Source organism: Stenotrophomonas sp. (assembly GCF_032056425.1).
GTDB lineage: Bacteria > Pseudomonadota > Gammaproteobacteria > Xanthomonadales > Xanthomonadaceae > Stenotrophomonas.
Map to the genome: position 1 here is coordinate 182,039 of NZ_DAMBCN010000004.1, position 22,006 is coordinate 204,044.

Annotated in this window: 17 protein-coding genes; 11 read left to right on the plus strand and 6 right to left on the minus strand. The window is 66.8% G+C overall.

Annotation, left to right across the window (positions count from 1 at the left end; all coding sequences use genetic code 11):
• Nucleotides 1-75: 75 nt before the first annotated feature.
• The 6 genes from RTY46_RS05100 to RTY46_RS05125 all read left to right on the plus strand — a co-directional run bounded on the left by RTY46_RS05100 (nucleotide 76) and on the right by RTY46_RS05125 (nucleotide 5,129).
• Nucleotides 76-1,023 (plus strand): hypothetical protein, encoded by a 948-nt coding sequence (locus RTY46_RS05100; protein WP_312706982.1) that lies wholly within the window; start codon nucleotides 76-78, stop codon nucleotides 1,021-1,023.
• The gene (locus RTY46_RS05105) at nucleotides 1,016-1,564 is read left to right on the plus strand and encodes an ATP/GTP-binding protein (protein WP_312706984.1); all 549 of its coding nucleotides are present in this window, start codon (nucleotides 1,016-1,018) and stop codon (nucleotides 1,562-1,564) included. The genes RTY46_RS05100 and RTY46_RS05105 overlap by 8 nt, the downstream gene beginning before the upstream one ends.
• Complete coding sequence (locus RTY46_RS05110) at nucleotides 1,557-1,973, plus strand: roadblock/LC7 domain-containing protein (protein WP_312706986.1); 417 nt, start codon at nucleotides 1,557-1,559, stop codon at nucleotides 1,971-1,973. Before RTY46_RS05105 ends, RTY46_RS05110 begins: the two co-directional genes overlap by 8 nt.
• Before the next feature lie 54 nt (nucleotides 1,974-2,027).
• A complete protein-coding gene (locus RTY46_RS05115; RefSeq protein WP_312706987.1) occupies nucleotides 2,028-2,387 on the plus strand; it encodes a hypothetical protein in 360 nt (119 codons plus the stop codon).
• 76 nt (nucleotides 2,388-2,463) lie between these two features.
• Complete coding sequence (aceK, locus tag RTY46_RS05120) at nucleotides 2,464-4,194, plus strand: bifunctional isocitrate dehydrogenase kinase/phosphatase (RefSeq protein ID WP_312706989.1); 1,731 nt, start codon at nucleotides 2,464-2,466, stop codon at nucleotides 4,192-4,194.
• A 62-nt stretch (nucleotides 4,195-4,256) separates the two neighbouring features.
• Nucleotides 4,257-5,129, plus strand: a complete 873-nt coding sequence (locus RTY46_RS05125) for an energy transducer TonB (protein ID WP_312706991.1) — start codon at nucleotides 4,257-4,259, stop codon at nucleotides 5,127-5,129.
• A gap of 25 nt (nucleotides 5,130-5,154) precedes the next feature.
• On the opposite strand, the gene RTY46_RS05130 is transcribed toward RTY46_RS05125, so the two are convergent.
• From RTY46_RS05130 to RTY46_RS05140, 3 genes are all read right to left on the minus strand, one after another.
• Nucleotides 5,155-6,729: a sensor domain-containing diguanylate cyclase gene (locus RTY46_RS05130; protein WP_312706992.1), complete on the minus strand. Its 1,575-nt coding sequence runs from the start codon at nucleotides 6,727-6,729 to the stop codon at nucleotides 5,155-5,157.
• Between the two features lie 106 nt (nucleotides 6,730-6,835).
• A complete protein-coding gene (locus RTY46_RS05135; protein WP_312706993.1) occupies nucleotides 6,836-7,852 on the minus strand; it encodes a cupin-like domain-containing protein in 1,017 nt (338 codons plus the stop codon).
• Nucleotides 7,853-7,914: 62 nt separating this feature from the next.
• On the minus strand, nucleotides 7,915-10,905 hold the full coding sequence (locus RTY46_RS05140; RefSeq protein ID WP_312706995.1) for a TonB-dependent receptor: 2,991 nt from the start codon (nucleotides 10,903-10,905) through the stop codon (nucleotides 7,915-7,917).
• Here RTY46_RS05140 and RTY46_RS05145 point away from each other — a divergent pair.
• Nucleotides 10,904-11,293, plus strand: a complete 390-nt coding sequence (locus RTY46_RS05145) for a hypothetical protein (protein WP_312706996.1) — start codon at nucleotides 10,904-10,906, stop codon at nucleotides 11,291-11,293. The genes RTY46_RS05140 and RTY46_RS05145 overlap by 2 nt on opposite strands.
• A gap of 176 nt (nucleotides 11,294-11,469) precedes the next feature.
• On the opposite strand, the gene RTY46_RS05150 is transcribed toward RTY46_RS05145, so the two are convergent.
• Nucleotides 11,470-12,477 (minus strand): LacI family DNA-binding transcriptional regulator, encoded by a 1,008-nt coding sequence (locus RTY46_RS05150; protein WP_312706997.1) that lies wholly within the window; start codon nucleotides 12,475-12,477, stop codon nucleotides 11,470-11,472.
• Nucleotides 12,478-12,818: 341 nt separating this feature from the next.
• Between RTY46_RS05150 and RTY46_RS05155 the strand changes: the two genes are divergently transcribed.
• Together RTY46_RS05155 and RTY46_RS05160 are read left to right on the plus strand one after the other, a co-directional pair.
• Complete coding sequence (locus RTY46_RS05155; protein ID WP_312706998.1) at nucleotides 12,819-15,350, plus strand: glycoside hydrolase family 3 N-terminal domain-containing protein; 2,532 nt, start codon at nucleotides 12,819-12,821, stop codon at nucleotides 15,348-15,350.
• Nucleotides 15,351-15,467: 117 nt separating this feature from the next.
• A complete protein-coding gene (locus tag RTY46_RS05160) occupies nucleotides 15,468-16,541 on the plus strand; it encodes a hypothetical protein (RefSeq protein WP_312706999.1) in 1,074 nt (357 codons plus the stop codon).
• A gap of 104 nt (nucleotides 16,542-16,645) precedes the next feature.
• Here RTY46_RS05160 and rho read toward each other — a convergent pair whose 3' ends face one another.
• On the minus strand, nucleotides 16,646-18,397 hold the full coding sequence (rho, locus tag RTY46_RS05165) for a transcription termination factor Rho (RefSeq protein ID WP_108754357.1): 1,752 nt from the start codon (nucleotides 18,395-18,397) through the stop codon (nucleotides 16,646-16,648).
• A 227-nt stretch (nucleotides 18,398-18,624) separates the two neighbouring features.
• A complete protein-coding gene (gene trxA, locus RTY46_RS05170) occupies nucleotides 18,625-18,954 on the minus strand; it encodes a thioredoxin (protein ID WP_025878607.1) in 330 nt (109 codons plus the stop codon).
• Between the two features lie 521 nt (nucleotides 18,955-19,475).
• Between trxA and rhlB the strand changes: the two genes are divergently transcribed.
• Nucleotides 19,476-21,194 (plus strand): ATP-dependent RNA helicase RhlB, encoded by a 1,719-nt coding sequence (rhlB, locus tag RTY46_RS05175; RefSeq protein ID WP_312707000.1) that lies wholly within the window; start codon nucleotides 19,476-19,478, stop codon nucleotides 21,192-21,194.
• Between the two features lie 122 nt (nucleotides 21,195-21,316).
• Entirely contained in the window at nucleotides 21,317-22,003 is a 687-nt protein-coding gene (gene ftsE / locus RTY46_RS05180) for a cell division ATP-binding protein FtsE (RefSeq protein WP_312707001.1), read from the plus strand.
• Nucleotides 22,004-22,006 lie beyond the last annotated feature (3 nt).

Below are 22,006 nucleotides of genomic sequence, written 5' to 3' on the forward strand. Positions count from 1 at the left end.
ACGGCCGGCCGTGTCTCACTTGCCCTAGCCTTGGCCTGCGAAACCGCCGGGGAGGCGGTTGCCCGGGGAACTCGGATGGCGCGCGTACTGGTGGTGGGAACCGATATCCAGGGCGAACAGGCGCTGCTGCAGCGCTTGCGGGTGGCGTCGGCGCTGCCTGCCGGGCAGATCCGCCGCAGCCAGGATCTGGATGACTGCGATCTGCTGGTGATCCGCGATACACCGGCGCTGCGCAACGCGGCGCTGCGCATGCGCCAGCAGCGGCCCCGCCTGCAATGCTGGATCGAAAGCACGGGTGGGCAGCTGCGCCGCGGCGATGGTGGCCAGGATGTGCTGGATGACGGCGCCATCGGCCATGCCCTGCGCGGCATGCAGCGCGCGGCCGAACCCTCGCCGGTGCGCCTGGCCGATGGTGCCCATGCCATCACCCGCCTGCTGCGCGAGCGACTGCCGCTGCGCCAGGGCCAGGCGCTGCTGGGGTTGGGCGGGGAACCGGTGCTGCTGATGGACATCGAACAGGACCAGGCCGTGCTGCTGCACGAGCCGCCTGCGGTGCTGGTGGAACACTTGGCCCACGGCTTCGAGCAGTTGCATCTGGATGCGTTGACCAGCGCGCAGCTGCAGGCCCTGGCCGGCACCCGCGCGCGGCAACCACTGCGCCCGCTGCTCTGGCAATGGGCGCAGCGCAGCCCGCATTGGCAGGCGCTGGATGAACGCCTGCGCGTCACCACGGTGAAGCTGCTGCGCTGGCCGGACTTCCGCGTGCTGGGCCACGACCACGACGCCTTCCGTCTGTGCTCGCTGCTGCTCAAGCGCGCCAGCACGGTGGAAGAGTGCGCGATGCTGCTGGATCTTCCCGCCACTGCGGTGCGTGACTTCGTGCATGCCGCCTATCTGTGCGGCTATGCGCAGTTGCAGCCGGCCGCTGCCACCGCGCCGCTGGCCCCGCGCGCCGGGGCCGGCGACAGCGGTCTGTTGGCACGCCTGTGGCGCAGCCTGCGCGGGAGCGAGCGCCATGCGTGAGCATAAGGTTGTTGTGCTGGGCGGCATGGGCAGCGGCAAGTCAACGCTGGTGCGCAGCATTGCCGCAGGCCCTGTGGTCGACACCGATGTGGCCAACAGTGATCGCACGGGCGCGGACAAAGCATCCACCACAGTCGCGCTGGATTACGCCGATATCGACCTGCCCAATGGTGAGCGCCTGCGCCTGTACGGTACGCCCGGCCAGCACCGCTTCGACTTCCTGTGGCCGATCCTGCTGCAGGGCGCACGCGGCGCGGTGCTGCTTATCGATGCGCGCCGTGCCGGTGTGTCGGCCGAACTCGATACCTACCTGCAGGCCCTGCAGCCCTTCGCGGGCACACTGGCGCTGGTGGTGGCGGTCACCCATCTGGACCAGGCACCGACGGCGGTCCTGGACGCCTGGAGTGAACATGCCGTGCTGGACGGACAGCCATTGCCGCTGCTGCCGTTGGATGCGCGCGACCGTGAGCAGGGACTGATGCTGATGGATCTGTTGATGAGCGAAATGGAAGCCCATGCCCTGGTGGCCGCGCATGGCTGACGGGCAGCCGGCGCTGCTGCCGGACGAACGACACCGTGCACGCCTGCAGCCGCTGTTGCACGACCTGCGCCAACGCGTGGAAGGCGTGCGGGCGGTGGTGCTGGCCAGCGTGGATGGTTTTGCCGTGGTCAGCGCCGGTGCCGAAGGGCGTGGCGAACGCCTGGCGGCGATGACCAGCGCGATGCTGGCGCTGGCCGGTGCGGTGGGGCGGGAACTGGCACTGGGTGAGCTGCAGACGCTGATGCTGGAGGCGGCCGGCGGCAAGGTGCTGATGCTGGCGGTCACCGCCGAAGGACGCGCGCCGCTGCTGCTGATGGCGGCGTGCGACCAGCGCAGCGTGATCGGCCAGGTGCTGTGGCAGAGCAGGGAATGTGGCCGGGCGATCCTGGCCGAACTCGGCGGACCGTGAGCCCGGCCGCAGGGGAACGAGGGGCTCGAACCTACATCGACAAGGGGTGCGCACGTGGCTGGACTGACTGAATCGCTGAATGCACTGATGGGTATCGACGGCGCACAGGCCGTGGCACTGGTCGATTACGAGAGCGGCATGCTGCTGGGCGAGGCCGGCGCCGGCATGGACATGGAGGTGGCGGCCGCCGGCAACACTGAAGTGATCCGCGCCAAGATGAAGACCGCTGCCTCGCTGAATCTCAATGACAGCATCGAGGACATCCTGATTTCGCTGGGCAAGGCGTACCACATCATGCGCCCGGTGGCGAAGAAGAAAGGGCTGTTCTTCTACATCGTGCTGGACCGGACCAGGAGCAACCTGGCGCTGGCCCGGCGCAAGGTGCAGGACGTGGAAACAGAACTGGCGATCTGACCACCTGACCACCTTTCGTAGAGTCGAGCTTGCTCGACTCTACACAACGCACCCCACGCCGGCGTATGGTGGGCCCATGGCCGCCCTCGACCTTCCGCCGGAACTGCCCCTGCGCCTCGCCCAGGCCATCGCCGCCGGTTTCGAGGATTACCACGCACGCTTCGCCGCCATCACCGCGCGTGCGCGCAGCCGCTTCGAGCAACGCGACTGGACCGGTGCGCGCCAGGACGCAGTGGAGCGCATCGCCCTGTACGATCTGTGCATCGCCGCGTGCATGGATTCACTGCGGCGGCTGGCCGGCGACAGCATCGGCGAGCGCGCGCTGTGGCTGCAGGTGCATGCACACTTCAGCGCACGACTGCAGGGCCTGATCGACGCCGAGCTGTACAAGACGTTCTACAACACGCTGTCGCGGCGCCTGTTCGCCACCCGTGGCGTGGACCCGGCCGTGGAGTTCATTGCCTTCGATGTCGAGCCGTCCGATGCGATCACCCACCCGGTGGCCCGGCACACCTACGCGGTGTCCGCCACGCGCCCGGTGGAAGCCCTGCAACGGGTGCTGGCCGACTATCGCTTCGACGTGCCGTATGCCCACCAGTTGCGCTGCGCGGCCGCCATTGCGGTGCGCCTGCAGGACGACCTGGCCCATTGGGGCGATACCCCGGTGCGCAGCATCGAACTGCTCGACACGGTGTTCTACCGGGAGCGCCGCGCCTATCTCGTCGGCCGCGTGTTTGGCGAACATCGTTTCTCGCCCTGCGTGATCGCACTGGTGAACGACGCAGGCGGTCTGCGTGCCGATGCGGTGCTGACCCGCCGCCGCGATGTAGCGCATCTGTTTGGTGTGTCGCGCAGTTATTTCCAGGCAGACCTGGCCACCGTGGGCGATGCGGTGGTGTTCCTGCGCAGTCTGCTGCCGGGCAAGCCCATCGATGAGCTGTACACGGTGCTGGGCCGCGCCAAACAGGGCAAGACCGAGCGCTATCGGACCTTCTTCCGCCACTTCACCGAACATGGCAACGAACAGCTGGTGCATGCCGAGGGCACGCCGGGCATGGTCATGGCGGTGTTCACCCTGCCCAGCTATCCGCTCGTGTTCAAGTTGATCCGCGATCGCTTCGCCTGGCCCAAGGCGATGTCGCGGCAACAGGTGGAAGAAAAGTACGCGCTGGTGTTCAACCTGGACCGCGTGGGTCGCCTGCTGGACGCGCAGCCCTATCGGCACCTGCGTTTCCCGCGGGCACGGTTTGCCCCGGCGCTGCTGGACGAGCTGCTGCAGCAATGCGCGCAGAGCGTGCGCGTGGATGGCGATGAGATCGAGATTGCGCTGTGCTACGTGCAGCGGCGCTTCCGACCGTTGAATCTCTACCTGCGCGAACAGGGTGGGGAGGCCGTGCGTGCGGCGGTGCTGGACTACGCACAGGCCATCACTGACATGGCCCGCAACAACATCTTCCCGGGCGACATGCTGCCGAAGAACTTCGGCGTGTCGCGCCATGGTCGCGCGGTGTTCTACGACTACGACGAGCTGTGCCTGGTCAGTGAGTGCGTGTTCCGCCATTGGCCACAGCCACGCTCAGCGGAGGAGGCGATGGCCGACGAGCCGTGGTTCCATGTGGGGCCACGTGACGTGTTTCCCGAGCGCTTCGGTCCGTTCATGGGGTTGCCTGCACGGGAACTGGCAGCGCTGCGCGAGCACTATCGGCACCTGTTCGATCCTGCCTGGTGGCAAAGGTTGCAGGCCCGCTTTGCCGCCGGCGACTACCCTGATACCCCGCCGTACGCAGGGGCACACCGGCTGGCCTGAGCCTTGGATGCGCTGGCCGTGATGGGGTAGCCTGTAGGCTTCATGCACAAGGAGTGGCTGTGATGCGTACGTCTCTTTTCCTGGCCGTGGCCCTGGCAATGGGTGCCGGTGCAGTGGCCTTCGACAGCGCGCAGGCGCAGACGGCGCGGGAAGTGCGCAAGCAGGCCGAAGCCAGCATGACGCTCAGTGGCGTCATCGACATTGGACGTGAGGGCCAGGTGGAAGGCTTCCAGCTGGATCATCGGGACAAGGTCGCCGTTGACGTGGCGGCGATGGTGGAGGGCGCCGTGAAGTCGTGGCGCTTCGAGCCGGTACGGGTCGATGGCCAGCCCGTGGCTGCGCGCACCTATGCCCAGCTGCGCCTGCTGGCCTCCAACTTGAGCGACGGCACGATGCAGGTGCGGCTGGCAGATGCGAATTTCGGCAAGTCGCCGGATGCCCCTGCGCAGAGCACCAACGATGTCACCGCAGTGCGGATGCGGCCGCCGGCGTTTCCCGCCAATGCGGTAGCGATTCGTGGCCAGGGCCAGGTGATGCTGCTGCTCCGGGTGGGGCGTGATGGCAAGGTGGCCGACGTGATCGCCGAGCAGACCAACCTGACCGTGGTCGCACCTGAACGCACTATGCAGATGCTGCGCGACGCGTTCGCCAGAACAAGCATCAGCGCGGCGCGTGGCTGGATCTTCAACCCGCCCACCACCGGTGAGGACAAGGACCGCGAATTCTGGACCCTGCGCGTGCCGGTCAGCTATTCGTTCGAACCCAGGGAAACGCGCTACGGGCGCTGGTCAGCCTATATTCCCGGTCCGCGCCAGAAGGCGCCGTGGAAGACCGGCGAAGACGAGAAAGCCACCGGCACCGACCTGCTGCCAGAAGGCGGCGTCTACATGGTTGGCCGCGACGAAGGCCCGCGCCTGTTGACCCCGCTGGGCTGAGGCGGCGGCGGGCGCGCCCGCACGCTCAGTCTGCGTGCGGGTACACCACCACCCGGTTGCGCCCCTGTTCCTTGGCCAGGTACAGGGCCTTGTCGGCCAGCCGCAGCGCCTGCTCCACATCGGCGTGGAAGCTGGGGAAATGGGCCACGCCCAGCGAGACGGTGATGGTGCCGACCGGGGCGAACGGTTCCTCGGCGATGTGCCGGCGCAGGCGTTCGGCGGCGTGGCTGGCCGCGTCAGTGCCGATGCCGGGCAGCAACAGCAGGAATTCCTCGCCGCCGGCACGGCACAGCACATCGGTTTCGCGTGAATGGCGGCGCATCTGTTCGGCGATGTGCACGATGGCCGCATCGCCGACATCGTGGCCGTGGGTGTCGTTGATCGACTTGAAGCGGTCGATGTCCAGCGCCACGATCGCAAACGGCGCGCCCTGCGCCTGCAGCACTTCCAGCGCATGCTGCAGGCCGCGGCGGTTCAGCAGTCCGGTCAGCGGATCGGTGCGGCTGGCACGGTTCAGCGAACCAATGCGGTCCTGCAGGGCGTTGAAGCTGTACAGCACCGCCTGCTTCAACTGCGCCACTTCGAAGTACCAGGCGCGGATGCCGGTCACGTGGTCGATCGCGTTGCCGGTGTCCTCGCCTTCCTGCACGTTGCGCGCCAGCTGCCACAAGGGCATCGAGATGCGCCGCGCGAACCACCAGGTGATCAGCAGCGACAACACGCCCAGCGGAATGGCGTTCCAGATGACCGAGGTCATCAGGCGGGACAGCGGTTGCAGGGTTGCTTCGGTGGGACGCTGGGCAATGACCCCCCAACCGGTGGCCGGTACCGGCGCATAGCCGGACAGCTGGGCCACGCCATGGTTGTTGACCAGCTGCTGGCTGCCGGAATGACCGCGCATCACCGCCTTCACCGCTGGATTGTCCAGCGCGTAGGTGCCTACTTCCTTCGGATCGTTGTGGTAGATGATGCGGCCGTTGTGGTCCACCACGTACAGGTAGGAGCCGTCGCGGTAGTAATGCTTGCCCAGCAGGGTGTGCAGGGCGCTGCGCTGGCGCAGGTACAGGGTGCCACTGACATAGCCCAGGTAGGTGCCCTGGCGATCGAAGACCGGGTGCGACAGCGAGATCAACAGCTTGCCGGTGGCCGACTGGTAGGGATCGCTGATCAGTGGCTGTCGCCGTGCAAGGGCCATCTGGCTGCCCACGCTCTTCAGCACTTCGCCCTGCAGCTGCAGGGTCTGCGGTGAGGTGGCGATGACCTTGCCATCCACATTCACCACCAGTGAGGAGTTGAAGCTGCTGGATTGCAGCTGCAGGCGGCTGGCCTCGCGCTGCGCCTGCTCCGGTTCCAGGCCCGTTTCCCCCAGACGCGTGGCGGCGTAGGCCAGCTGTTGCTGTGCCGACAACAGGAAGGTCTGGGTCGTCTCGGCCAGCTTGCTGGTGTAGACGCGGTTGGCTTCCAGGGTGTTGCCCACCAGCTGATCACGCTGCACGCGGTAGCTGGCCAGCAGGGTGTTGGCCAGGGCAATGAGCGTACTCAGCAGGGCCAGCGCAAGAATCAGCTTGCCCAGGTTCAGGCGGTTGGAGATCGGTGGCATGCGGCAGCGGAGCGCGGCGCGAACAATCGCAGCCGGCGCAGACGGTGGGGGAACCGCCATTATGGGCACATTCGCGCGTGGCGGGGTTAACTCCGGTGCCCCGGTGTCATCGTTGCAGGCGGCGCCGCAGCGTATCGCGCACGCGTTCGGCGCCGGCTGCCTCCAGCGGAGCGAGCACGCCACGCGCGTCCTGTGGCACATGCGCGGCCGTATGCTCGCCTGCCTCGAACACATAGTGGTCGAGCATCGTGCGCCAGTGTGCGCGTTGTTCCGGCGGCAGGTCGCGCAGTGCAAGGATGGCCAGCATCAGCGCGTTCATCGGTGAATCCATCCACGCCGGCACCGGTCGCCACCAGCTGTTCACCAGTACGTTGAACGCTTCCAGCCCTTCCATGTGGTGCCACCACAGCGACGGAATGAACACCGCATCGCCGGGCGCCAGCTCGGCCACCTGGGCCTGCGCCCACGCCTGGGCGAAGCGCGGGAAGCGCTGCAGGTCCGGTGCATGGAAATCGACCAGGCTGATCGCCTGCCCGGCCGGGGTGAAATCCAGCGGCCCCACGTACAGGTTGTCGATCTGCTCCGGTGCGAACAGGGTGACGCGGCGGCGGCCGGCCGCCACGCAGGCCAGGTTGTCCGGCACGTCCTGGTGGGCGGCGATGCGCGAGCGGTTGCCGATCCAGATGCTGGCCAGCGGGTCGGCCACGCCGAGGTGCAGCGGATTGGCCTGGCTGAAACCGGGCAGGAAGCTGTCCAGCGTGGTCGACGCCACATAGATGGACGGCGGCGCGGGATCACTGGCGTACTTCAGCAACGTGGCCAGCACCACCTTCAGCGGAATCTGTTCGCGGCGGAAATTGAAGCCGCTCATGTCTTCGTTGTAGAACAACCGGCCGCGGGTCTCGGGCGCGGCGGTGGTCGCCGTTACCGGCATCTGCCCATGGTCGAAGCCGGCCAGGTGGGCCACCGCTTCGGCCGCGGAGCGGCGCGCTGCGGCCACCAGGGGCCAGTGCGCCACCAGCCCACGGATCACCTTCGGCGTCGTCCAGGTGCGCAGCTGCACGTGCAGCTGTGCCGGGTCCAGGCGGTGGATCTCTTCGATGGGGCGGGGCGGAGGCAACATGCGCGGGTATCCGGGGTACTGTGGAGCCGGGCCCATGCCCGGCCCCACGGTACCGCAGCAGGTCAGAACTTGTAACGCACGCCGAACATGTAGCGCGGGCCGGTCTGGGTGGCGTAGCGCAGCATGTTGGTGTGGCGCGCGTAGGTGCGCATGGTTTCGTCGGTCAGGTTGATCGCTTCCAGGCTCAGGGTCAGCTGCTCGCTCACCGCGTAGCTGATGTTCAGATCCAGTTGACCATAGGCGGCGGTGTAGTTCGGGTTCGGGCCCTGGCCACCGATGCCGTTGAGGAACTTGTCGCGCCAGTTGTAGGCCGCACGGATCTGCCAGGCGTTCTTGTCGTAGAAGGCCACCACGTTGGCCGAGTCGCTCAAGCCGATCATCGGGTACTGATCACCCAGGCTGAGATTGTCGAAGGTCAGCCCCGACTTCACCTTGGTGTAGTTGGCCGCCACGCCGAAGCCGGACTGGCCGAACAGGTGCTGCACCGCCACTTCCCAGCCATCAAGGTGGTCCGAGCGCTGGTTGGCCGGCAGAGTGATGTCAAACCCGGCAATCGGGTCGCCCGGCTGGCCGACGATGCTGCCCGTCTGCTGGCCGGCCGAGTTGACGCCCGTGGAGGTCACGCCCGGATCGCCAGCGTGGTTGGTGAAGATGTAGTTGCGGATGCATACCGTGTCGGTGGTCACGCAGCCTGATGCCAGCGCTTCATTCCAGTAGGCGCCACCGACCGGCGTATGCAGGCTGCCGGCGTTCTCGCGCGCGATGGTGTTGCTGATGAAGTTCTTGATGTTCTTGCGGAAGAAGCCCACCGAAGCGTAGCTGGCCTCGCCGTAGTACCACTCCAGCGACAGGTCGAAATTGTCCGACAGCAACGGCTCCAGTGCCGGATTGCCGCGCGAGCCGGTGCCGCCCTGGGTGCGTACGATGTTGTCCAGGCGCTGGCCACTTTCGATCTGTGTCCAGCCAGGGCGACCGAGGCTCCGGCTGTAGCTGCCGCGCAGGGCCAGCGACTCGCTGAAGTCGAGCTTCAGGTCGACGTTGGGCAGCACATAGTCGTACTTGCCTTTGCCGCCAACGAATGCGCCTTCGTCGGCATAGGTGATGTTGAATTCGTTGAGCGAGTTCCAGCTGATCGAGGTCGGCACCCTGACCAGCGCCAGCGATTCAACTTCAGTCTGCTCGTAGCGCACGCCGGCAGCGACGTGCAGCGGCATGTTCCAGTCGAACGTGGTGCGGTACTGCAGATAGGCGCTCTTGGAAGTCTCCTTCGTGCGGATATCCTCGGAGTACTCGGTAGGGGCCAGATAGCAGGTGGGGCAGGCGGGCTCCGCTCCGTTGGCGACCTGCGCGGCGCGGTCGCGCAGGCGGTCGAAGTCGAACACCAGGAACTGGCCGGTCAGGCGGGGATCGTTGTGGCCGGAGAACGCCTTGAAGTACTTGCCCATGTCATCGGCGTACCAGATGCTGTCGTCGTAGTCTGCCGGTGTGCCCACGCCGCCCCAGCTGTCGCGCTGTTCGATGGCAGCCGCCGAGCGGTTGTCGACCTGGGTGTGGCCCACGCCGAAATCCAGTGCCGAGTAGTCAGCAAAACGGAACACGCCCTTGGCCTGGAACTGCTCAACCTCCGACTTGTTGTAGCTGTTCTGGAACACCGAGCCGGTCACCAGGGCGTCCGATGCCTGCACGCCACCGGGCGGAAGGGCGATGTTGATGATGGGCAGCTCGCCGCTGTAATCCACGGTGGTTTTGCCGCGCACGTAGGCGGCTACGCCCAGCACACCGGCGGAGCCGTAGGGGCCATCCGGCTGGGATTCAGCGCTGGCGCGGTGGTAGTCGAATGACAGGTCCAGCGCGTCGTTGACTTCCCAGTCCACGTTGAAACCTACCGCTTCCATGCTGTTCTTCGTGGCCAGCTTCATGCCACCCATGGCAACATCGCCGTTGACCACGTCTTCGCTGTAGACGATCGGCGCAGCCACGGGGCCGTTGGTCCAGGTGCTGTCGCCCGGGCCGTAGTTGAACCACACGGAAAGCTCGCTGCGCTGCTGCTGGACCTTGTTTTCCACGTAGGTGTAATCCAGCGTGGTGGTGACGTTGTCTACCGGCTTCCATTGCAACGTGGCCTGCCCGTTGGTGCGCTGGCGCTGCACCGCGTTGACGTTGTAGGCGGTGTTCTGCGGCCGGCCGTAGATATCGTTCGGACCGGGCCGGTTGCTGATGCGGTCCGAGTAGCCCTGGCCCGGCTGCGGCAAGGCCCGCCAGTCGGAGGCGTCATCGCCGCGCAGGGTGGCCCAGCCTTCGGCCACAGTGGCCTGGTTGAACCCCGAGTCACGTTCCTGATGGCTGCCACTGAGGGCGATGCCGAAGCGGCCATCGGCATAGGTCTGGCTGAAGATGCCCGACAGCTCACCGGTGATGTTGGAGCCCTGCATCGTGCGTGGCACATTGTCGTTGGAGGTGTCGTGCACCGCCTTCATGCCCAGGCTGATGACCGGTGCCGCCTCCAGTGGGCGCATCGTCTTGATGTTGATGGTGGCGCCGATGCCGCCGGTCGGGTTGTCGGCGCGGGTGGTCTTGTAAACCTCCACCGCCGAGATCGATTCGGAGGCGATGTTGGCGAAGTCGAACGAGCGCGAGCCGCTCAAACCACCGCCACCGTTGCCGAGATTGGACGCAGGCATCTGCCGGCCGTTCAACAGCACCAGGTTGTAGTCGGGGCCGATACCGCGCACGGTCACCTTCGAGCCTTCGCCGCTGGACGTGCGGTCGATCGACACGCCGCTGATGCGCTGCAGAGACTCGGCCAGGTTGGTATCGGGGAACTTGCCGATGTCCTCGGCGACGATGCCATCGACCACACCCTGGCTGTCGCGCTTGAGGTTCATGGAAGACTGCAGGCTGCCGCGGATACCGGTGACCTGCACCGTATCGAGCGTGGCCGGGTCGGGAGCTTCGCCGGCAGGTGCATCCTGCGCCCAGGCCGGTGCGGCGAGCGCTGCGAGCAGCGCGGAAGTGAGCATCGTCTTGCGAGGTACTGCCTTGTACGTCTTCATGGAAGCTCCCTCCCCAGGGAATTCGGTGGTGTCGTTGCGGCGTCTTCTCGATGGCGGGTTACTGCACGTGGCCGGATTGGAGCGACGGTTGACAGCGTTGTCAACAAACTGCCATCAAGTGCGCCTCGGCAACGTGCGCGCAGGCCGCGATGTAACCGTTGCCATGAACGCGCTCATGCTGATGAATTGCCTTTGGTTACAGCATTTGCAGCGGTTTTTAAGCCATGACAGCGCTGCCAACCGATCGCTGCATTGGTGTTGTGCGGTGCAGAACAAAACTGCGCAGATGCCGGTGCGACGTGGCGGAGGCGAGTGCATCGGCGTGACTGACAGCGCTGGACAACTGGAATGTCGAGAGGATGTCGGGCGTGTCCTCTGGATGGCTTGAATCTATGACCGGAAGGACAAGTTCTGGACATGACAACAACGATGGACGGACAAGGCATGCAACTCAGTGCCGGCGTGCTGGCCTGTCATCGTGTACGACGAAGCTGCCGTGGCTCACGCGCACGTGCATGCGCAGGAACCGGCAACGGACGCGTAGGTCCGCTGCGGCAGGGGGCATCAGCGCCGGCGCGGTGCGGCGGTCGATTCGCGATCCAGCACCGCGTGCTCGACGGTGATCATGCGTCCGGCCGACTCGGCGCGGATGTGCTCGATCAGCTGCTCGGTCGCCAGCCGGCCCATGTGCGCGGTCGGCTGGCGCACCGTGGTCAGCGCCGGATAGATGTGGCCGGCGATCGGCGTGTCGTCGAAGCCGCACACCGACAGGTCGCGCGGCACGCGCAGGCCACGCTCGCCCGCCACGCGGTACACCGCCGCGGCCATGTCGTCGTTGGCGGCGAAGATCGCCGTCGGCGGGTCATCCAGGTCAAGCAGGGTGTTGGCGGCGTGCACGCCGGACTCGAACGAGAACTGGCCGCTGACCACCAGTTCCGGGTCGTAGGCGATGCCCGCCTCGCGCAGTGCCTGGCGGTAACCGGCGTGGCGCCACTGGCAGGCACCGTGCGCGCGCGGGCCCTTGATATGGCCGATGCGGCGATGGCCCTGCGCGACGAGGTGGCCGATCAGTTCGACCACGGCGGTGGTTTCATCCATGCGCACGCCGATGCGGCCTTCCGGGTAACGTGGCGCGATGCAGGCGAAGGGGATGTCCTGTTCTTCCAGGTACGACAGCACCACCTCGTCGTCGGTCAGCGGTGGAATCAGCACCACGCCATCCGGGCGCGAGTTCTCGAACAGCGCGGCCAGGTCGGGCAGGGTGCGGCGGCCGGTCCCGACCGGGCCCAGGATCAGGTTGTAGTGCTGCGCATGGCAGGCTTCCAGCATCCCGCTCTGGATTTCCATCAGGTAATTGCGCGACGGATTGTTGTAGACCAACGCCAGCGCATACGATCGCTGCCCGGCCAGACTACGCGCCGACAGGTTGGGCTTGTAGCCCAGCCGCGCCACCGCCGCCAGCACCCGTTCGCGGGTCTGCTCGCGCACGTTCGGCTCATGGTTGAGCACGCGCGACACGGTCTTGATCGAAACCCCTGCAACAGCGGCGACATCCTCGATTCGACTGCGCATGGTGCGATGGTTCCTCCTGGAAGGCGGCGGGCACGCGGCGATGGTAGTGCGTGCTGGCCCGGTCGGTGTTGCCGAAGCAGGCGGATGTTGCCACGACATGAGGGGCGCTGGCACGTCCCGATTTCGTGTCGCGATGCAGCACCCACGCGTTGCGCTGGCGTGTCGATGGTGCGCCAGGCCCCGTGGTTGCAGGACGGTCGGCACGTTGCCCGCGAACAACGATTGACATCAGCGGAGTCGCCTTATATGACAGCGCTGTCAGGAGCGGTGCGCAAGCGCCCACGCCGGCGTGCGGTCGCATACACGCGCGCCAGGAACTTCATCCACGGAGGTAGAGCCCAGTGAATCGCCCCACCCAGACCCTTCTTGCCAGCTGCCTGCTGGCCGCCCTTGCCGCGCCCGTCGGTGCCGCACCGGCCAGCGGTGAACGCCTGCAGGACTGGCCGCGCGTGCACAGCGCGATCACCACCGATGCGCAGATCGAAAGCCGCGTGCAGCAGATTCTTTCGCAGATGACGCTGGCGCAGAAGATCGGGCAGATGACCCAGGCCGAAATCAAGACGATTACGCCCGAGCAGGTGCGCCGCTACTACATCGGTTCGGTGCTCAACGGCGGCGGCTCGTGGCCGGGCATGGACAAGCACGCCAGCGTGCAGGACTGGCTGAAGCTGGCGGACGCCTATCACGCCGCCTCGCTGGCCACCGATGCGAAAACGCCGGTGCCGGTGATCTGGGGCACCGATGCGGTACATGGCCACAACAACGTGCTGGGCGCCACCCTGTTCCCGCACAACATCGGCCTGGGCGCGGCCGGTGATCCGGAACTGATCGAACGCATCGGCGAAGCCACCGCGCGTTCGGTGCGCGCTACCGGCATCGGCTGGGTGTTCGCGCCCACCCTGGCCGTCGCCCACGATCCGCGCTGGGGCCGCACCTACGAAAGCTATTCGTCCGACCCGGCGGTGATCCGCAGTTTCGCCCATGCCTACGTCAAGGGCGCGCAGGGCGCGTTCAAGGATGACGGCAACGTGGTCACCACCGCCAAGCACTACCTCGGCGATGGCGCCACCGACAGCGGCCGCGACCAGGGCGAGGCGCTGGTCGACAAGGCGACGATGATCAACGTGCATGCGCAGGGCTACTACGGCGCACTCGCCGAAGGCGCGCAGACGGTGATGGCCTCGTTCAACAGCTGGAACGATCGTGCCGCCGGCGTCGACTACGGCAAGATGCACGGCAGCAAGGCGCTGCTGACCGACGCGCTGAAGGACAAGATGGGTTTCGACGGCTTCGTCGTCTCCGACTGGAACGGCATCGCCCAGGTGCCCGGCTGCCGCAACGACAGCTGCGCGCAGGCGATCAACGCCGGCATCGACATGGTGATGGTGCCCGACGACTGGAAGGCCTTCATCGACAACACCACCGAGCAGGTGAAGAAGGGCGAGATCCCGATGACGCGCATCGATGACGCGGTGACGCGCATCCTGCGGGTGAAGCTGCGCGCGGGCCTGTTCAACCACAAGCCGTCCGACAGCCGCTATGCCGGTGATGCCACCGCCGTGCAGCACCGTGAACTGGCGCGCCGTGCGGTGCGTGAATCACTGGTACTGCTGAAGAACGAAGGCAAGGCCCTGCCGTTGCGTCGCGATGCGCGCGTGCTGGTTGTCGGCAAGGGCGCCGACAACATCGGTGATCAGTCCGGCGGCTGGTCGCTGACCTGGCAGGGCACCGAGAACAGGAACGCCGATTTCCCCAACGCCGATTCGGTGCTGGGCGCGCTGCGCGCCGAACTCGGCGCGGACAAGGTCAGCTTCAGTGCCGATGGCCAGGGCGTCGACCCGAAGGCGTTCGACGTGGTGCTGGCGGTGATCGGCGAGACGCCATATGCGGAAACCAACGGTGACATCCTCGCCTCGGACACCGTGAGCCACAGTCGTGCCTACCCGCAGGACTTGGCCGCTTTGAAGACCGCCGCTGCGACCGGCAAGCCGGTGGTCACGGTCTACATGTCCGGCCGCCCGATGTACACCAATGACCTGCTCAACCTGTCCAGCGCGTTCGTGGCTGCCTGGCTGCCGGGTACCGAAGGCAAGGGCGTGACCGACGTGCTGGTGGCCGGCAAGGGTGGCAAGCCCGTGTACGACTTCCGCGGCCGCCTCAGCTTCCCGTGGCCGGGCGTGCCGTGCCCGGCACCGATCGACCAGCCGGATGCGAAGAAGCCGTCGCTGTTCGCGCTCGGCTATGGCCTCAGCTACGCCAAGGGAGGCAAGGTCGCCAGGCTCGACGAGGCCGACCCGGACAGCTGCGGCGAAGTGACCGTGCTGCCGATCTTCAACCGCGCCGATACGCCGCCGTTCGCACTGCACGTGGCGGCCGCGGGCGCGACCCAGCCGCTGGGCAATGATCTGAATGCCACCCTGCGCTGGCCGACCGCCACGCCGGTGGTGCAGGTGCGCACCGTGCAGGTGAACACCCAGCAGGATGCCAAGGAAGTGACCTGGCTGGCCCCGGCGCAGCTGATCGCACGCAGCACCTCGCGCCGCAACCTGGGCGCCCTGGCGCGCAGCAATGGCGCGCTGCAGTTCGACGTGCAGCTGGTGAAGCGCCCGGCCTCGCCGGTGAAGGTGACCATGCAGTGCGGCAGTGGCTGCGAGGGTGGGGTGGACATCGCCCCGTTGCTGGCCAAGCTGTCGCCCGGGCAGAAGCAGACGGTGACCGTGCCGCTGGCGTGTTTCGCCAAGCAGGGCGTTGCCCTGGGCGCGGTGGAAGCGCCGTTCGTGGTGACCGCGGACAAGCCGTTCGCGGCTGCGTTTACCCAGGCCAAGCTGACCGCCAACACGGCCAACGCCGAGGGCGCGGTGGCCTGCCCGTAAGCAGCACGGTAGCGCCGGGCCATGCCCGGCGTTTCCCCGGCACGTTATACAACTTGTCCGATGGCCAAGGGGCCTGCGGGGGAAGACGATGGATGACTTTGGCCAAGGTCATCCATCATGCGACGCTTTCTCCAGACCCTTCGGGTGATTCCCTGTGCGACGCACCGGCCGCACTTCATCGAGCCGCATGTCTCGCGGGCGTTGGCTGGGCTGAAGAAAGGGGACTTCGCCTCGCTTGATGCTTGGCTGGCAACGCTGCCGGCTGAAACCTACGAACGCCTCGTGTGGCGGCTGGCATCGAACCGCGACGCGCGTCGAAGGCTGCAGGCATGGTCAGGCGCCATCCCGACGTCTCCCCATCCGCCGCTGATCGCTGCGTATGGCGATGTGGTCGATGCCTGGGCGGTACGCGGGGAGACCTACGCCAACGACATTCCTTTCCTGCGTCGGCGCCGGTATCCGAAGATCATGACGAAGGCCTATGAGAAGTTCGTCTGCATCGTCGAGCGGGACCCGGCAGACGCGATGGCGCTGGCCGGGCTCATCCACTGCAACGTGGTGATTGGTGCAGGGGATGGAAAGCGGGTCGAATGGCTCGAGCAGGTGCTGGCGACCAGCGGATTCCACGCCCCGACCATTTATCAGTACGCGCGTGGCACGCTGCCGCGATGGGGTGGGGAATGTGACGAACACGTCCGGTTCGCCGAATGGATCGTGGAGCGAGCGCCCGCTGGCAGCTGCTCGCACATCGTGGCTGCACAGGCGGTACTGGATGACGCGCTGACCGTTGCCGGGGAAGATGACAACCACACAATGCGTGGGATCGCCCGTCAGCTCGGCGACGCGGAGACGGCTGCCTGGCTGCGCCGCGCGATATTGAAGTGGGCTGATGCGGTTCTGGAGACCCTGCAGAGTCGTGTGCAGGACATCGCCTCCCGGCAGGGCGACAGCTATCACGGAATCTGCATGGAGACATTTGCGTTTGCAGCGTACTTCGCGGGTGCGAAGGATGAGGCCCGGCTGCTGCCGATCACACTGAGGGGACGATTGCAGGTTGACGTATGGGAAACGCTGACACCACCTGTTCCCGGCTGGCTGGGCGCCGTTGGCCTCAGGCATCGAGCAGCGCACCTGGTGCATGATCGCGTCTGTCGTGACCTGGAACTCGATCCGCGGCAGGTCTGCGCGTAGATGCATTCCGCCGGGCATGGCCCGGCGAACGCAGTAGATCCACGCCATGCGTGGATGAGCCATCCCGAAGGCAAAAAGAAGCCCCGCACTGCGGGGCTTCTTTCTTATCGCTTCATGGAACCAAAGAACTCGTCGTTGGACTTGGTGTTCTTCATCTTGTCCAGCAGGAATTCCATCGCGGCCATTTCATCCATCGGATGCAGCAGCTTGCGCAGGATCCAGATCTTCTGCAGCAGTTCCGGTTCGATCAGCAGGTCTTCGCGGCGGGTGCCCGAACGGTTGATGTCGATGGCCGGGAACACACGCTTTTCAGCGATGCGACGGCTCAGGTGCACTTCGCTGTTGCCGGTGCCCTTGAACTCTTCGTAGATCACCTCGTCCATCTTCGAGCCGGTGTCGACCAGCGCGGTGGCGATGATGGTCAGGCTGCCGCCTTCTTCCACGTTGCGTGCGGCACCGAAGAAGCGCTTCGGGCGGTGCAGGGCGTTGGCGTCCACACCACCGGTCAGCACCTTGCCCGAGCTCGGCACCACGTTGTTGTAGGCGCGGGCCAGGCGGGTGATCGAGTCGAGCAGGATCACCACGTCCTTCTTGTGCTCGACCAGGCGCTTGGCGCGCTCGATCACCATTTCGGCCACCTGCACGTGGCGCGCAGCCGGTTCGTCGAAGGTCGAGCTGATGACTTCGCCGCGCACAGTGCGCTGCATTTCGGTCACTTCTTCCGGGCGCTCGTCGATCAGCAGCACGATCAGGTGCACGTCCGGATGATTGGTGGTGATGGCCGTGGCCACCTGCTGCATCATCATCGTCTTACCGGCCTTCGGCTGGGAAACGATGAGCGAACGCTGGCCCTTGCCCTGCGGCGCCATCAGGTCGAGGATGCGGCCGGTGATGTCTTCCGACGAGCCGTTGCCGCGCTCCAGAGTGAAGCGGCGACGCGGGAACAGCGGGGTCAGGTTCTCGAACAGCACCTTGTTCTTCGACGCTTCGATCGGCTCACCGTTGATGGTGTCGACGATGTTCAGTGCGAAGTAGCGCTCGCCGTCCTTCGGGAAGCGGATGCGGCCGGAAATGTGGTCGCCGGTGCGCAGGTTGAAGCGGCGGATCTGGCTGGGCGAGATGTAGGTGTCGTCCGGGCCGGCCAGGTAGCTGGCCTCGGCCGCGCGCAGGAAGCCGAAGCCGTCGGGCAGGATTTCCAGCACGCCGTCGGCGGCGACGCCGTCACCGTGGCGGGTCAGCACCTTCAGCAGGGCGAAGATCACATCCTGCTTGCGGGCGCGGGCAACGCCTTCGGAGATCTGCAGCTGCTCGGCGATTTCCAGCAGCTTCTGTGCCGGCATGCGCTTGAGGTCGCTCAGCGAATAGACCGGGAAACCTTCCGGCACGTTGGCGTGCGGGCGCGGCACGAAGGGCTGCTGCTCGCCGCCGTCCTGCGGCATGCCGTCATCGCGGCCACCGCGGTTGCGGTCACGGTCGCGACGGTTGCGGAAGCGGTCGCGGCGGTTGCCCTGGCCCTGCTGGCCGTTCTGGTTGTACGGGTTGTTGTTCTGGCCCTGGTTCTGGCCGCCACCCTGACCCCCCTGGTGGTTCTGCTGGCGCGGCTGGCCGGATTCGCGGCCTTCGCCGGCGTCACCGCCGCCGGAGGCGGGGGCTTCAGCGGCGGGCGCGCTCGGCGCGGGGGCGGCTGCGGCCGGTGCCGGCGCTTCGGGCGCGGCTGCCAGCGGCAGGGTCGGCTGCGCGGGGGCAGCGCTGGTTTCGGCGGCTGCCGGAGCGGCGGCCTTGCTCACGCGGGGCTTGCGCACGCGCTTTTCGGCGGGCGCATCGGCGCTGCCGGTTTCGGAAGTGTGATCGGACAAGAGCGTTATTCCTCGCTTGAAGGTGCGAGCGCCCGGCTGGGGCGGCGAACGTTGGGAATGGGTCTGGAAGAAACTGCGTCCAGAGGGTGCGGCACGCGAACGCGGCCGGATATGCCGACACTATCATCGGCCCGCGGCGCCTTGCAAGGGTCACCGGGAATGGCATTCATGCGGGCGCGGGGCGCCCAGCGGCAGCCGCGGTCAGCGGCTGCCGTAAAACAACAGGATCAGGCCAGCGCCTTGTCCAGCAGGCCAGCCAGCTGGGCCTTGCCGACGGCACCGATCTGCTCGCCCACCTTCTCGCCGTCCTTGAAGACAACCAGATAGGGGATGGAGCGCACGTGGTACTTGGCGGCCAGCGCACGGTTGTTGTCCACGTTGACCTTGGCGATCTTGGCGCGGCCCTGGTAGGCGTCGGCCAGTTCGTCCAGCGCCGGGGCGATCATCTTGCACGGGCCACACCACTCGGCCCAGAAATCGACCAGCACCGGTTCCTTGGAATTCAGTACTGCGCTATCGAAGTCGGCATCGCCGACGTGTACAACCTTGTCGCTCATCTTGGTTTCTCGTCTTGGATTGCACCCGGCCAGGCCGGAGGTGGGTGAACTGGGCCATGCCCGGTGGCGCGACCCTCGTCGTTGCCTCGTGGCGGTCCGCCACGGTGCGTTCGGCGGGATGCCTGGACGCTCACGGCCGGCAGTGTACCCCTATCGCAGCGCGGGGACAGAGGCTGGCTGGAACCCAGCGTATCGTGACCGTGTCCGACGACGGTATGTGTCGGATTTCACTGTCCTGGCCTGATATGGGGATGCTGCCCTGTCCGCCCACCCCTCCAGGTACGGGCGTTCAAGTGCGGTGTGGCTGGGTGAAGAGGGGATCTCCGAAGCCGTCTCGGTGCTTGATGAGACGGGCGCGGCAGTTTGCCGCTCCGAGTGCGGTAAACTGACGCATTGTGCGGCGTGCGGACCGGGTGGTCCCAGCCTGCCAACCCGCCGCAGGGGCCGCAGTTTGCGACGGTGCCCCCAGACGATGAAGTGCCAGCCGCCCCATGGGCCGGCGGCCATACCAAGACGGACTCATGAGCGACAAACCGCTGACCGATTTGACCTTCTCCTCCTTCGAGCTGCACCCGGCCCTGCAGGCGGGCCTTGAAGGAGCCGGATTCACCCGCTGCACGCCCATCCAGGCGCTGACCCTGCCGGTCGCGCTGCCCGGTGGCGATGTGGCCGGCCAGGCCCAGACCGGCACCGGCAAGACGCTGGCCTTCCTGGTCGCTGTCGTTAACCGCCTGCTGACGCGTCCGGCACTGGCCGACCGCAAGCCCGAAGACCCGCGTGCGCTGATCCTGGCCCCGACCCGCGAACTGGCCATCCAGATCCACAAGGATGCGGTGAAGTTCGGTTCCGACCTGGGTCTGCGTTTTGCCCTGGTCTACGGCGGCGTTGATTACGACAAGCAGCGCGAGCTGCTGCAGCAGGGCGTGGACGTCATCATCGCCACCCCGGGCCGCCTGATCGACTACGTGAAGCAGCACAAGGTGGTCTCGCTGCACGCCTGCGAGATCTGCGTGCTGGACGAAGCCGACCGCATGTTCGATCTGGGCTTCATCAAGGACATCCGCTTCCTGCTGCGCCGCATGCCCGAGCGCACCACCCGGCAGACCCTGCTGTTCAGCGCCACCCTCAGCCACCGCGTGCTGGAGCTGGCCTATGAGCACATGAACGAGCCGCAGAAGCTGGTGGTCGAAGCCGAGACCATCACCGCTGCGCGCGTGCGCCAGCGTATCTACTTCCCGGCCGACGACGAGAAGATCCCGCTGCTGCTGGGCCTGCTGTCGCGCAGCGAAGGCGCGCGCACCATGGTCTTCGTCAACACCAAGGTGTTCGTCGAGCGCGTGGCGCGTTCGCTGGAAAAGGCCGGCTACCGCGTCGGCGTGCTGTCCGGCGACGTGCCGCAGAAGAAGCGTGAGAGCCTGCTCAACCGCTTCCAGAAGGGCCAGCTGGAAATCCTGGTGGCCACCGACGTGGCGGCCCGCGGCCTGCATATCGACGGCATCAAGTACGTCTACAACTACGACCTGCCGTTCGATGCCGAAGACTACGTGCACCGCATCGGCCGTACCGCGCGCCTGGGCGAAGAGGGTGATGCGATCAGCTTCGCCTGCGAGCGCTACGCGATGGGCCTGCCGGACATCGAGGCCTACATCGAGCAGAAGATTCCGTCCGAGCCGGTCACCAAGGAACTGATGACCCCGCTGCCGCGCCCGGAACGCCCGGCCCCGGCCGCTGGCGAAGAAGGCGAGGACAACGAGAGCGTCGGCCAGATCTTCCGTGAAGCGCGCGAAGCCCGCGCCGCCGAGGAAGAGCGTCGTGGCGGTGGCCGTAGCGGCGGCCGTTCCGGCAGCGGCGGTGGTGGCCGTGGTGGTCGCGACGGTGAGCGCAGCGGCGAGCGCCGTTCGCGTGGCCCGCGCAAGCCGCGCGTGGAAGGCGAGCAGGGTGCGGCTGCGCCGGTCGCCGGTGCCGAAGGCGCCGCTGCCCAGGCCCCGCGCCCGCCGCGTCCGCCGCGTGCCGAAGGCGCAGTGGAAGGTGCCGTCGATGGCGAGCACAAGACGCGCAAGCGTCGTCGTCGTCGCCACGGCCGTCCGGTCGAGGGTGCCGAGGGCGCGCAGAACACCGTCGCCGGTCCGGTCGCCCCGGTGCAGGTGGTGGCCAAGCCGGTGCGTACCGCCGCCGATACCGGCGATTCGTTCCTGACCCGCATCGGCCGCAAGATCCGCCGCATGCTGTCGGGCAGCTGATCGGCGCCGCCGATCAGCGGGTAGCGCCGGGCCATGCCCGGCGAGCGCAGCGGTTGAACGAAATTCTGCCGGGCATGGCCCGGCGCTACCGATCCGTCGCGTCGGTCCTGCATAATCGGGGCATGAGTGTCCTGCGCTTTGACAATGTCAGCAAACAGTACGCCGGTGGCCACGAGGCGCTGATCGATGTCAGCTTCGAAGTGGCCCCCGGCGAAATGCTGTTCGTCACCGGCCATTCCGGGGCGGGCAAAAGCACCCTGCTCAAGTTGATCCACCTGGACGAGCGGCCCAGCCGCGGCGCCGTGGTGTTCGACGAGCGCAATCTGCTGAAGGTGCGCGGCGGCGACATCCCGCGCCACCGGCGCGCGGTCGGTGCGGTCTACCAGGACCACCGCCTGCTGATGGACCGCTCCATCGCCGAAAACGTGGCCCTGCCCCTGATCCTGCGCGGCACCCGACGGGCCGACATCGCCAAGCGCGTGCGCTCGGTGCTGGAACGCATGGGCCTGGGCCACCGCGAGAAGGCGCTGCCCTCGCAGCTGTCGGCCGGTGAGCAGCAGCGCGTGGGCATCGCCCGCGCCATCGTCGGCGAACCCAAGCTGCTGGTGGCAGACGAACCCACCGGCAACCTCGACCCGACCCTGGCGGCGGAGATCATGGCCCTGTTCGCCGAGCTGCCCTCGCGTGGCACCAGCGTGCTGGTGGTCAGCCACGACCTGCCGCTGCTGCGCCGCATGCGCAAACGCGTGCTGATCCTCGACCACGGCCGGTTGGCGGACGACATCTCGCCGCAGGACCTGGCGGAGTAACGC